This window comes from Halomonas sp. B23F22_10 (genome assembly GCF_043496975.1).
GTDB classification, from domain to species: Bacteria; Pseudomonadota; Gammaproteobacteria; order Pseudomonadales; family Halomonadaceae; genus Halomonas; species Halomonas smyrnensis.
On record NZ_JBIEKF010000010.1, the window covers coordinates 15,470 to 28,206 of the forward strand.

Genomic DNA, 12,737 nt, shown 5'->3' on the forward strand with positions numbered 1-12,737 from the left:
TTCGTCCGCTTTGAGCCGTCAGACGCGCCCGGGTTCCTGAGCGCCGGCCGTTTCCTTCGAGCTTGCACGTTGGCGCCACCGCGCCGCGTTGTGTGGCGGGGCGCCAGGCGTCATGATGGCGGTCCTTTCAATGGTGGAGTGGGCGGCATGGCGGCACCCGAGAACGATACCCCGAGCAGTATCCCTCTCAATCTGACGCTGGCGCTGGCTGCCCTGGTGGTGATCGTCGCCGGCATGCGGTTGGGGTCCAGCCTGCTGGTACCGTTGCTGCTGTCGCTGTTCATCGCCGTGGTCTGTACCGGGCCGGTGCACTGGCTGAACCGGCTGGGCCTCGGCCTGCGGCTCTCGGTCTGGCTGACGCTGGTGGTGATCGGCGGGCTGATCTCGCTGCTGGGCCTGCTACTGGTCAACAGCGTCGGCACCTTCGTCGATGCCCTGCCGGGCATCGAGGAGAAGCTTAATCAGTATTATCTGAGCCTGCTCGACGGACTGGCCAGCCTGGGGCTGGCGATCGACACCGATCGACTGGCCGAGCTGATCGACGCCCAGCAGCTCGGCGACTGGCTCCCGACGGTGCTCGGCCAGGTCGGCAACCTGATGATGCAGAGCGTGGTGGTGGCGCTGCTGGTGATGTTCCTGATGTTCGAGACGCTGAACTTCCGCGACAAGGTCTCCCGGGCGCTGGTCAACCCGGCGCCCAGCCTGCGTCGCTTCCAGGAGTTCAGCCTGACCCTGAAGCGCTATCTGGCGGTGAAGACGGTGATCAGCCTGGCCACCGGGGCGCTGATCTGGTTGGCCTGCAGGCTGATCGGCGTGGAGTTCCCGCTGCTGTGGGCGGTGCTGGCCTTCGCCCTCAACTATATCCCCAACATCGGCTCGGCCATCGCCGCGGTGCCGCCGGTGATGCTGCTGCTGGTGTCGCCGGAGGGCGGGGTGGTCAAGGCGGTGATGCTCAGCGGGGCCTATCTGGGCGTGAACTTCGTGCTCGGCAACCTGGTCGAGCCGCGGGTCATGGGGCGTGCCCTGGGGCTTTCCACCTTCGTGGCCTTCCTGTCGCTGGTGGTGTGGGGCTGGATCTTCGGCGCGGTGGGCATGCTGCTGTCGGTGGTGCTGACCATGACCCTGAAGATCGCCCTGGACAGCCATCCCCAGACGCGCTGGATCGCCCACCTGCTGGGATCGGGCAGCGCGCCTCTCGAGACCGCCAATCGCCCCCCCTCCGAGCGTCGTCAGAGCAAGGGCCGGGACCGCGGCGACGACTGACCCCAAACGACGACGCCCCGGCCGGAGCCGGGGCGTCGTGGAGACCGCAGCCTGGGGTCGATCGATCAGGCGTTCTGGTCGATAAACTGGGTCAGCTGGGACTTGGACTGGGCGCCGACCAGGGAAGCGACCTTGGCGCCTGACTTGAACAGCATAACCGTGGGCACGCCGCGAACGCCCTGTTCGGCGGCGATTTCCGGGGCGTCATCCACGTTGATGCTGACGATCTTGAGGCTGCCGTCGCGTTCCTCGGCGACCTCGTCGACGACCGGTGCCATGACTTTGCAGGGGCCGCACCAGGGGGCCCAGAACTTCAGCAGCACCGGGGTGTCGGCGTTGAGCACTTCCTGCTCGAAGTTGGCATTGGTGACATCGACGTTGTTGGCCATGGGGATTCTCCAATTACTGCATTGCGCATCATGCGCGGATGGTCTGGGCATGCTCTCGGGCATGCTGGGTGGCTCGATGTTAGCGGTCGGTTAGGATGCTGGCAAATCCCGCGTTTCAGCGTGGTGTCTCGTCCCCGGGCGTGTGTCGGTCGGTCTGCTATGCTATAAAGTAATTATGGATGATATTCTTATTTCACAATGGTCTTTACGCGGCCGGGCAAGCCAGGGGGAGAGGCAGGCATGAAGCTTCAGCAGCTGAGATATATCTGGGAAGTCTCGCGTCACAATCTCAACGTCTCTGCCACCGCCCAGAGTCTCTATACCTCGCAGCCGGGCATTTCCAAGCAGATCCGCCTGCTCGAGGACGAGCTGGGCGTGGAGATCTTCGCCCGCAGCGGCAAGCATCTGACCCGGGTCACCCCGGCGGGGCAGGCGATCATCGACCTGGCCGGCCAGGTGCTGCGCCTCACTGAGAATATCAAGCACGTCGCCCAGGAGCATAGCGACGAGCGGCGTGGCAGCCTGTCCATCTCCACCACCCATACCCAGGCGCGCTACGCGCTGCCGCCGGTGATCCGCGATTTCACCCGCAAGTATCCCGACGTCGCCCTGCACATGCAGCAGGGCACGCCCAAGCAGATCGCCCAGATGGTCAGCGAAGGGCAGGCCGATTTCGCCATCTGCACCGAGTCGCTGGAGCTGTTCAACGACCTGGTGCTGCTGCCCTGCTATCGCTGGAACCGCTGCCTGCTGGTGCCCCGCGATCATCCGCTGGCGGCGCTGGAGTCGCTGACCCTGGAAGCGCTGGCCGAGTACCCGCTGGTGACCTACGTGTTCGGCTTCACCGGCCGCTCGCAGCTCGATGATGCCTTCCGCGCCGAGGGGCTGACGCCCAATGTGGTACTGACCGCCGCCGACGCCGACGTCATCAAGACCTATGTGCGACTGGGCATGGGGGTGGGCATCGTCGCCCACATGGCGGTGGATCCGGAGCTCGATGGCGATCTGGTGGCGCTGGATGCCAGCCACCTGTTCGAGAGCTCCACCACCAAGATCGCCATCCGCCGCGGCACCTTCATGCGCAGCTTCATGTACGACTTCCTGCAGGGCTTCGCCGATCATCTGGATCGCGAGCTGGTCGATGCCGCCCTGGCCGCCGGGCCGCGTCACGAGCAGGCGCTGTTCGACGACATCGAGCTGCCGGTGCGCTGAGGGCAGGCTTCCTCGCCGCTTGAGCTCAAGGGTCGAGCCGCGCGTCGGCTGTCCGGCGGAGGCCCGGAGGCCGGCCCTTCACCAGTGCCACGCACCGGTCGGGGGCGTTAAGTCCAATAAAACGCCGGCGCCCGTCCAGATGGACGGGCGCCGGCGTTGGCGTTCACGGTCGGTCAATGCTGCAGGTGCAGGCCACACTCGCGCTTCTCTTCCACCTTGGTGGGGTCGAAGTAGTCGAACTCGTTGGGCAGGCCGTGGGCTTCCAGGTACTGGTACATGTCGCGGGCACTCCAGTGCAGCAGCGGGGCGATCTTCAGCAGGCCGTCGGCGTTGCGGCTGACCGGGTCCATCTTGGCGCGCTCCGGGGTGTCCTCGGCGCGCAGCGCGGTGAACCAGACGTCCGGGGCCATCTCGCTCAGGGCACGATGGAACGGCTCGAGCTTGACCTCTTCGGTGAAGGCCTCGTGGCGCGGGTCGTCGATGCCCGGCATGGGGCCCTCGACGGCCTCGCGGTGCGCCCGGGTGCGACGCGGAATGTAGCTGACCAGGTTGAGGCCGAGCTGCTTCACCACCGCATCGGCGAAGCGGTAGGTGGCCTCGGTGTTGTAGCCGTGGTCCATCCATACCACCGGGATGTCCGGGCGCACCTGGCTGACCATGTGCAGGATCACCGCCTCGAAGGGGCGGAAGTTGGTGGTGACGATCGGTCGGGCCCCCTGTTCCAGGGCCCAGCGGATCAGGGCCTCGGGGTCCTGGCCCAGGTCGCGATTGATGGCGTCGAGTTGCGGCTCCATGAGCGCCTCCCAGAATGATGGTGTTCTCGTTGACGCTACCCTAGCAGAGCCGCCATGAGCGGCCCCAATACCGTTTGCTTGGGTGTTTATTCCGCTAAGAATTAAAGGCGGATTTCTTTATTCCGTGACGGCTTGTTCTGGCGGGGTGGGCGAGGGCTTCTCGGGAGGCGTCAGTCGGGGTCGCTCAGCGCCGCCATCAGATGGCGGATCTTGTCCAGGGTCTCGGTGTATTCCGCCTCGCCCTCGGAGTCCGCCACCAGGCCGCCGCCGCCCCACAGGTGCAGCCGGCCGCGGTCGGCCACGGCGGTGCGGATGGCGATGGAGGTGTCCATGTGGCCGCGCACGTCGACGTAGCCGAGGCTGCCGCAGTAGGCGCTGCGCGCCGAGGGTTCCAGTTCGTCGATGATCTGCATGGCGCGCACCTTGGGGGCCCCGGTGATCGAACCGCCGGGGAAGGCGGCGGCCAGCAGTGCCAGGGGCGAGTGCTGCTCGGCCAGCTCGCCGGTCACCACGCTGACCAGGTGATGGACGTTGGCGTAGCTTTCCAGCCCGCACAGCTGGGGCACTCGCACCGTGCCGGGGCGGCATACCCGCCCCAGATCGTTGCGCAGCAGGTCGACGATCATCACGTTCTCGGCGCGATCCTTGACGCTCGCCGTGAGCTCCTCCGCCAGCCCGCGGTCCTCTTCCTGCGTGGCGCCCCGAGGCCGGGTGCCCTTGATCGGGCGCGTTTCCACCCGGCCCTCGGCGCAGTGCAAGAAGCGCTCCGGCGACATCGACAGGATCGCCTGCTGGCCCCATTCGAAAAAGCCGGAGAAGGGCGTTGGCGTGGCCTGGCGCAGGCGGCGATAGGCCGTCCACAGGTCGCCCTCGTAGGGCGCGCTGAAGCGCTGGGCGAGATTGATCTGGTAGCAGTCCCCGGCGCGGATGTAGCGCTGCACGGCGTCGAAGCGGGCCAGGTAGTCGTCGCGGCTCATCTCCGCCGCGAACTCGCCGGTCAGCCGGAACCCGCCGTCGTGGGCCTGGGGAGCGTCTCGAGCGTCGGCCGCCGCGTCCAGCCAGCTCAGCACCTCGGTGCGGCGTTCCGGCGTGGCGACCAGCCAGGCCTCCCGGCGGTCGTGATCCTGGATCAGCGCCCAGTCATAGAGGCCGACCCGGGCCGCCGGCAGCTCGGCCGCGGGGCGGGCACTGCCGGGAATCGGCTCCAGGCAGCGGCCGAGGTCGTAGCTCCAGTAGCCGATCAGTCCGCCGAGGAAGGGCAGTTCGCTGGCGGGCACGTCGCGCGGTAGCCGCTCGAGCAGGGCTCGCTGGGCGTCGAAGGGCGCCAGGTCCGTGGGCGCATCATCGCCGTGGCAGCGGCCCTCGGCGTCGACCTCCAGCACGCTCAGGGGGTCGCAGGAGAGAATGTCGTAGCGGCCACCCGGGGCGGCGGGGCGGCCGCTGTCGAGCAGCACGGCGCCGGGACGATGGCGCAGGGCGGCGAAGGCGGCCAGGGGAGCGTCCCGATAGGGATGGGGGGTGATCTCGAGTGGTGATGTCATCGATGCGGTTTCCCTCGTCAGGCGGCACATTCTAGGCGCCACGAGGGGCTTTGTCCCGTCGCCGCATGGTCGCTCGACGACGGGGTGTCCCTGCCGGCGTCGTTGGACGGGGCGACGCGCCGGGTTGTTTACAACCAAAGGGGGATAGGTGCGATCATGGCGCGTATTGACCCCTGAGACGGCACTGGCTAGAGTGCCTACATCCCTTGATTGTCGACAATTAACATGACCAACGCCCAGACACCATCGGTTCAGACGCCCGAGGTCCGCACCCTGGCGGAGCGCGTCTTCCAGCAGCTGCAGGACGCCATCGTCCGCGGCGAGCTGGCGCCGGGCAGCAAGATCACCGAACCCGGCCTGTCGAGTACCTACGGCATTTCCCGTGGGCCCTTGCGCGAGGCGATGCGTCGCCTCGAGGCGCACCGGCTGATCGAACGGGTGCCGCACGTGGGGGCCCGGGTGGTGAAGCTCTCGATTCAGGAACTGCTCGAGCTGTTCGACGTGCGCGAGGCGCTGGAAAGCATGGCGGCGCGGATCGCCGCCGAGCACATGACGCCCGAGGAGATCGCCGGGCTGCGCGAGGTGCTGGCGCTTCACGAGCGGCAGAGCGACCTGAGCCGCGGCGAGGCCTACTATCAGCGAGAGGGCGACCTGGACTTCCACTACCGCATCGTCCAGGGCAGCCATAACAGGATGCTGATGGGCATGCTGTGCGATGACCTCTACTACCTGGTGCGGCTGTATCGCACCCAGTTCAGCGCCAGCGGCTCGCGTCCCCAGCGGGCCTTCGTCGAGCACCACCGCATCGTCGATGCCATCGAGGCCGGCGACGCCGAGCTCGCCGAGCTGCTGATGCGGCGCCACGTCAGCGCCTCGCGGGAGAACGTCGTCGAGCGCTACGCCGCCGTCCTCGAACAGGAACAGGAGGCCGCTGACCAGGCCTCCGCCACCGACCGGAGAAACCCATGACCCAAGCGACGCCCGGCGCCCGTTTCCGCGCCGCCCTCGAGGCCAGTCGGCCGCTGCCGATCGTCGGCACCATCAATGCCTACACCGCGATGATGGCAGAACGCGTCGGTCATCCGGCGATCTACCTGTCCGGCGGCGGGGTGGCCAACGCCTCCTTCGGCCTGCCGGACCTCGGCATGACCACCATGAATGACGTGGTCGAGGACGCCCACCGCATCTGCGGCGCCACCGACCTGCCGCTGCTGGTGGACATCGACACCGGCTGGGGCGGCGCCTTCAACATCGCCCGCACGGTGAAGGAGATGCAGCGTGCCGGCGTCGCCGCCGTGCATCTGGAGGACCAGGTGGCCCAGAAGCGCTGCGGTCATCGACCCAACAAGGCCATCGTCTCCCAGCAGGAGATGGTCGACCGCATCAAGGCCGCCGCCGATGCGCGCCTCGATCCCGACTTCTACCTGATCGCCCGCACCGATGCCTTCCAGAAGGAAGGGCTCGAGGCCGCCATCGAGCGTGCCAACGCCTGCATCGAGGCGGGCGCCGATGCCATCTTCGCCGAGGCCGTGCATACGCTGGACGACTACCGCGCCTTCTGCGAGCGCCTCGACGCGCCGATACTGGCCAACATCACCGAGTTCGGCGCCACCCCGCTGTTCACCCAGCAGGAACTCGCCGGAGTCGGCTGCCGCATGGTGCTCTATCCGCTGTCGGCCTTCCGCGCCATGAACGCCGCGGCGCTCAGGGTCTATCAGAGCATTCACGATCAGGGCCACCAGCGCGACGTGGTGGACCAGATGCAGACCCGCGAGGAGCTCTACGACTTCCTCAACTACCACGACTTCGAGCGCAAGCTCGATGCGCTCTTTGCCGACAAGGGCGAGGACGCATAAGCGCGTCCCGAACCGTCTTCCAACAACAACACCACGCCAAGCTCACGCAGCAAGAGGAGAGACACCATGGCAGACAAACCGATCGGCGGCGCCGGCCTGCGCGGTCAGAGCGCCGGCTCCACCGCCCTGTGCACCGTCGGCAAGAGCGGTGCCGGCCTGACCTACCGTGGCTTCGACATCAGCGAGCTCGCCGACAAGGCGCGCTTCGAGGAAGTGGCCTACCTGCTGCTCAAGGGCAAGCTGCCCAACCGGGAAGAGCTCGATGCCTACATCGCCAAGCTCCAGGGCCTGCGCGGCCTGCCGCCGGCGCTGAAGACCGTGCTCGAGCAGATTCCGGCCGACGCCCACCCCATGGACGTGATGCGCACCGGCGCCTCGATGCTCGGCAACCTCGAGACCGAGGAGAGCTTCGATCAGCAGCAGGACGTCGCCGACCGCCTGCTGGCGGCGCTGCCCTCGATCATCTGCTACTGGTATCGCTTCAGCCACGATGGCGTGCGTATCGAGACCGAGACCGACGACGCGTCCGTGGGCGGGCACTTCCTGCACCTGCTGCGCGGCGAGCCGGCCTCCGAGCTGCACGCCCGGGTGATGAACGTCTCGCTGATCCTCTACGCCGAGCACGAGTTCAACGCCTCGACCTTCACCGCGCGGGTCTGCGCCTCGACCCTCTCCGACATGCATTCCTGCGTGACCGGGGCCATCGGCTCGCTGCGCGGCCCGCTGCACGGCGGCGCCAACGAGGCCGCCATGGCGATGATCGAGCATTGGCGGTCGCCGGAGGAGGCCGAGCGCGAGATCCTCGGCATGCTCTCCCGCCGCGACAAGATCATGGGCTTCGGCCATGCGATCTATCGCGAGTCCGATCCGCGCAACGCCATCATCAAGAAGTGGTCGAAGCAGCTGGCCGAAGATGTGGGCGACAGCGTGCTCTATCCGGTCTCCGAGCGCGTCGAGGCGGTGATGTGGCGCGAGAAGAAGCTGTTCTGCAACGCCGACTTCTTCCACGCCAGCGCCTATCACTTCATGGGCATTCCCACCAAGCTGTTCACCCCGATCTTCGTCTGCTCGCGGGTCACCGGCTGGTGCGCCCACGTCTTCGAGCAGCGCGAGAACAATCGCATCATCCGCCCGAGCGCCGACTACACCGGGCCGGAGCATAGCGAGTGGGTGCCGCTGGAAGAGCGCCGCTGACTGCCAGCTCGCCGCAGTGTAGCCGTGGACAAGCCGCAGCGAGGGTCCTACGCCAGGGATGGCGTCGGTAGCGCCCAGGGAGGGGTTTACAGCGCCCTCGCGAAGGCTTGTCACCGGCCAATGCTCCGGGAGTCGCGGCGGATTCACTGCCGCTTCTGTCGGCGCGTCTTTTCCTGTCCATGCCCCGATCCGAGGGTGGCCACGCCATGAATACCGATTACCGCAAGCCCCTGCCCGGCACCGGGCTGGACTACTTCGATACCCGCGAGGCTGTCGAGGCGATTCGCCCCGGCGCCTACGATACCCTGACCTACACCGCCCGAGTGCTGGCCGAGCAGCTGGTGCGCCGCTGCGAGCCGGGCCTGCGCGACGCCGCCCTCGAGCAGATCATCGACGGCAAGCGCGACCTGGACTTCCCCTGGTACCCGGCCCGGGTGGTCTGTCACGACATCCTCGGCCAGACGGCGCTGGTCGATCTGGCCGGACTGCGCGACGCCATCGCCGAGCGCGGCGGCGACCCGGCCAAGGTCAATCCGGTGGTGCCGACCCAGCTGATCGTCGACCACTCCCTGGCCGTGGAGCATGCCGGCTTCGAGCAGGACGCCTTCGAGCAGAACCGGGCGGTGGAGGATCGCCGCAACGAGGATCGCTTCGACTTCATCGACTGGACGCGCACCGCCTTCGAGAACGTCGACGTCATTCCCGCCGGCAACGGCATCATGCACCAGATCAACCTGGAGAAGATGTCGCCGGTGGTGCAGGCGCGCCCCGATGAGAATGGAAAGCGCGTGGCCTTCCCGGATACCTGCGTCGGCACCGACAGCCACACCCCGCATATCGACTGCCTGGGGGTGATCGCCATCGGTGTCGGCGGCCTCGAGGCCGAGACCGTGATGCTGGGCCGCCCCTCGATGATGCGCCTGCCCGACATCGTCGGCGTGCGGCTGACCGGCAAGCGCAAGCCCGGCATCACCGCCACCGATATCGTGCTGGCGATCACCGAGTTCCTGCGCAACGAACGGGTGGTGGGGGCCTATCTGGAGTTCTTCGGCGAGGGGGCGGCGAGCCTGACCATCGGCGACCGTGCCACCATCTCCAACATGACGCCGGAGTACGGCGCCTCCGCGGCGATGTTCTACATCGACGACCAGACCCTCGACTACCTCAAGATCACCGGGCGCGAGCCCGAGCAGGTCGAGCTGGTCGAGACCTACGCCAAGCAGGCCGGCCTGTGGGCGGACGACCTGGCCGGCGCCGAGTACGGGCGGGTGCTGGAATTTGACCTGTCGACCGTGGAGCGCAACCTGGCCGGCCCCTCCAACCCGCATCGCCGCCTGCCGACCAGCGCGCTGCACGACCGCGGCGTCGCGGTCGATTACGCGAAGGCGCAGCAGGAAGAGCGCGAGGGACTGATGCCCGATGGCGCGGTGATCATCGCCGCCATCACCAGCTGCACCAATACCTCTAATCCGCGCAACGTGGTGGCCGCCGGCCTGCTGGCGAAGAAGGCCAACGCGCTGGGCCTCGTGCGCAAGCCCTGGGTGAAGTCGTCCTTCGCGCCGGGGTCCAAGGTCGCACGCCTCTACCTGGAAGAGGCCGGCCTGCTGCCGGAGCTCGAGAGGCTCGGCTTCGGCATCGTCGCCTACGCCTGCACCACCTGTAACGGCATGTCCGGTGCCCTGGACCCGAAGATCCAGCAGGAGATCATCGACCGCGATCTCTATTCCACCGCCGTGCTGTCCGGCAACCGCAACTTCGACGGGCGCATTCATCCCTATGCCAAGCAGGCCTTCCTGGCCTCGCCGCCGCTGGTGGTGGCCTACGCCATCGCCGGCACGGTGCGCTTCGATATCGAGCAGGATGCCCTGGGCTTCGATCCCGACGGCCAGCCGATCACCCTCAAGGACCTGTGGCCCTCGGACGAGGAGATCGACGCCATCGTCGGCGAGTACGTCAAGCCCGAGCAGTTCCGGGAGGTCTATATCCCGATGTTCGATCTCGATGCGGTGGAAGCCGCCGAGAGCCCGCTCTACGACTGGCGCCCGCAGAGCACCTATATCCGCCGGCCGCCCTACTGGGAAGGCACCATGGCCGCCGAGCGCGGGCTCAAGGGCATGCGGCCGCTGGCGATCCTGCCGGACAACATCACCACCGACCATCTGTCGCCGTCCAACGCCATCATGGCCGACAGCGCCGCCGGCGAGTATCTGGCGAAGATGGGCCTGCCGGAAGAGGACTTCAATTCCTACGCCACCCACCGCGGTGACCATCTCACCGCCCAGCGCGCGACGCTGGCCAATCCCAAGCTGTTCAACGAGATGGTGCGCGACGAAGCGGGTGAGGTGATCCAGGGCTCGCTGGCGCGGATCGAGCCGGAAGGGAAGGTCACCCGCATGTGGGAGGCCATCGAGGCCTACATGGAGCGTCGTCAGCCGCTGATCATCATCGCCGGCGCCGACTATGGCCAGGGTTCGTCGCGGGACTGGGCGGCCAAGGGCGTGGCGCTCGCCGGCGTGGAGGCGATCGTCGCCGAGGGCTTCGAGCGCATCCACCGCACCAATCTCATCGGCATGGGCGTGATGCCGCTGCAGTTCGAGCCCGGCACGACCCGTCATACGCTGGCGCTCGACGGCACCGAGACCTACGACGTGGAGGGCGACCCCGCCCCGGGCGCGATGCTGACGCTGGTGATCCACCGCAAGAGTGGGGGCATGGAGCGGGTGCCGGTGATCTGCCGCCTGGATACCGCCGAGGAGGTCTCCATCTACAAGGCGGGCGGCGTGCTGCAGCGCTTCGCCGAGGACTTCCTGGAAGGGGAAGAGAGCGAGGAGGCGACCCACGCATGACCCAGATCCGCATTCCCGCCACCTATTTGCGTGGCGGCACCAGCAAGGGCGTGTTCTTCCGCCTGGACGACCTGCCCGAGGCCGCTCGTGCGCCCGGGGCGGCCCGCGATGCGCTGCTGCTGCGGGTGATCGGCAGCCCCGACCCCTATGGCAAGCAGATCGACGGCATGGGCGGGGCGACCTCCAGTACCAGCAAGACGGTGATCCTGTCGAAGAGCGAGCGCCCGGATCACGACGTCGACTATCTGTTCGGCCAGGTGTCCATCGACGCTCCCTTCGTCGACTGGAGCGGCAACTGCGGCAATCTCTCGTCGGCCGTGGGGCCCTTCGCCATCGCCAGCGGCCTGGTCGACCCCGAGCGCCTGCCGCGGGACGGCATCGCCGAGGTGCGCATCTGGCAGGCCAACATCGGCAAGACCATCGTCGGCCATGTGCCGATGCGGGACGGCGAGGTCCTGGAGACCGGCGACTTCGAACTCGATGGGGTCACCTTCCCGGCCGCCGAGGTGGCGGTGGATTTCATGGATCCCGCGGACGGGGAGGGCGCCATGTTCCCCACCGGCAACGTGGTCGATGAGCTCGAGGTGCCGGGCATCGGCACCCTGCAGGCGACCCTGGTCGACGCCGGCATTCCCACCGTCTTCGTCGAGGCGACGGCCATCGGCTATACCGGCACCGAACTGCAGGAGGCGATCAACAATGATGCCGAAGCGCTGGCGCGCCTCGAGGCGATTCGCACCCAGGGCGCGCTGCGCATGGGGCTGATCGCCCGGGCCGAGGAAGCGGCTCAGCGTCAGCACACGCCCAAGGTGGCCTTCGTGGCGCCGCCGGGCGACTATCTCGCCTCCAGCGGCAAGACCGTGGCCGCCGAGGATATCGACCTGCTGGTGCGGGCGGTGTCCATGGGCAAACTGCATCACGCCATGATGGGCACCGCCGCGGTGGCCATCGCCAGCGCGGCCGCCGTGCCGGGCACCCTGGTCAGCAAGGCCGCCGGCGGCGGCGAGCGTACCTCGGTGTGCTTCGGTCACCCCTCCGGCACGCTGCGGGTGGGGGCAGAAGCCCGCAAGGCCGCCAGCGGCTGGACGGCGCTCAAGGCCACCATGAGTCGAAGCGCCCGGGTGCTGATGGAAGGCTTCGTTCGGGTACCAGAAGACAGCTTCTAGGGCGGCGGGGCAGGGCGATGCCGAAACGGCATGGGCATCGTCTTGGCCCGCACGGTCGGCCGGACTATATTTGTAGAGAGGGCTTGCGTCGCCCCGGGAGAATCCGTAAAGTACGCATCCGCTGCCGGCGACGGGCAACGTTGCAGGCGGTGATGAGTGGAAGAAGCGCTTGTTTTTCTTGAGGTTTTTCGGCGGTTGTCGGAAAAGCTCGATTGACAAGGCCAGCGGAATCGGTAGAATGCCTGCCACTCGCTACAGTAGCCCGCCAAGGGCTCGATCGGAGGCCGCTTCAGTCGCTGAAGCCGCACGGTCGGTCATCCGCTTCGCTCTCTCGAGAGCTTGAAGATCACCGGTTGACACGACGCGCCGATCACGTAGAATACGCCTTCCTTGCGAGGCACTGGCCAAGCGGCCGGTAACGCAAGATGCTCTTCTCCTTAATGAGTCGAGCTGCTCTTTAACAATCGATCAGATAA

The 12,737-nt window shown here is 67.3% G+C and carries 10 protein-coding genes; 7 read left to right on the forward strand and 3 right to left on the reverse strand.

Going from position 1 to position 12,737, the window contains the following annotated elements:
* The first annotated feature begins 147 nt into the window (after positions 1 to 147).
* A complete protein-coding gene (locus ACGTNF_RS16085; RefSeq protein WP_394602522.1) occupies positions 148 to 1,263 on the forward strand; it encodes an AI-2E family transporter in 1,116 nt (371 codons plus the stop codon).
* Between the two features lie 65 nt (positions 1,264 to 1,328).
* On the opposite strand, the gene trxA is transcribed toward ACGTNF_RS16085, so the two are convergent.
* Positions 1,329 to 1,652, reverse strand: a complete 324-nt coding sequence (gene trxA, locus ACGTNF_RS16090) for a thioredoxin (RefSeq protein ID WP_016853815.1) — start codon at positions 1,650 to 1,652, stop codon at positions 1,329 to 1,331.
* Positions 1,653 to 1,892: 240 nt separating this feature from the next.
* Here trxA and cysB point away from each other — a divergent pair, with 240 nt between their 5' ends.
* On the forward strand, positions 1,893 to 2,864 hold the full coding sequence (cysB, locus tag ACGTNF_RS16095; RefSeq protein WP_016853816.1) for an HTH-type transcriptional regulator CysB: 972 nt from the start codon (positions 1,893 to 1,895) through the stop codon (positions 2,862 to 2,864).
* 173 nt (positions 2,865 to 3,037) lie between these two features.
* Here cysB and ACGTNF_RS16100 read toward each other — a convergent pair whose 3' ends face one another.
* Positions 3,038 to 3,658: a phosphoadenosine phosphosulfate reductase domain-containing protein gene (locus ACGTNF_RS16100; protein ID WP_016853817.1), complete on the reverse strand. Its 621-nt coding sequence runs from the start codon at positions 3,656 to 3,658 to the stop codon at positions 3,038 to 3,040.
* A gap of 170 nt (positions 3,659 to 3,828) precedes the next feature.
* Complete coding sequence (pabB, locus tag ACGTNF_RS16105; protein WP_394602523.1) at positions 3,829 to 5,199, reverse strand: aminodeoxychorismate synthase component I; 1,371 nt, start codon at positions 5,197 to 5,199, stop codon at positions 3,829 to 3,831.
* 225 nt (positions 5,200 to 5,424) lie between these two features.
* Between pabB and ACGTNF_RS16110 the strand changes: the two genes are divergently transcribed.
* The 5 genes from ACGTNF_RS16110 to prpF all read left to right on the forward strand — a co-directional run bounded on the left by ACGTNF_RS16110 (position 5,425) and on the right by prpF (position 12,261).
* Positions 5,425 to 6,168 carry a GntR family transcriptional regulator gene (locus ACGTNF_RS16110; RefSeq protein WP_016853819.1) on the forward strand — a complete coding sequence of 248 codons (744 nt, stop codon included), beginning with the start codon at positions 5,425 to 5,427 and terminating at the stop codon, positions 6,166 to 6,168.
* Positions 6,165 to 7,055, forward strand: coding sequence for a methylisocitrate lyase (gene prpB, locus ACGTNF_RS16115; protein ID WP_394602524.1), 891 nt, complete (start codon positions 6,165 to 6,167; stop codon positions 7,053 to 7,055). Before ACGTNF_RS16110 ends, prpB begins: the two co-directional genes overlap by 4 nt.
* Positions 7,056 to 7,121: 66 nt before the next feature.
* Positions 7,122 to 8,249 carry a bifunctional 2-methylcitrate synthase/citrate synthase gene (prpC, locus tag ACGTNF_RS16120; protein ID WP_394602525.1) on the forward strand — a complete coding sequence of 376 codons (1,128 nt, stop codon included), beginning with the start codon at positions 7,122 to 7,124 and terminating at the stop codon, positions 8,247 to 8,249.
* Positions 8,250 to 8,455: 206 nt separating this feature from the next.
* The gene (gene acnD, locus ACGTNF_RS16125) at positions 8,456 to 11,095 is read left to right on the forward strand and encodes a Fe/S-dependent 2-methylisocitrate dehydratase AcnD (RefSeq protein ID WP_394602526.1); all 2,640 of its coding nucleotides are present in this window, start codon (positions 8,456 to 8,458) and stop codon (positions 11,093 to 11,095) included.
* The gene (gene prpF, locus ACGTNF_RS16130; RefSeq protein ID WP_394602527.1) at positions 11,092 to 12,261 is read left to right on the forward strand and encodes a 2-methylaconitate cis-trans isomerase PrpF; all 1,170 of its coding nucleotides are present in this window, start codon (positions 11,092 to 11,094) and stop codon (positions 12,259 to 12,261) included. The genes acnD and prpF overlap by 4 nt, the downstream gene beginning before the upstream one ends.
* The last annotated feature ends 476 nt before the right edge of the window (positions 12,262 to 12,737 follow it).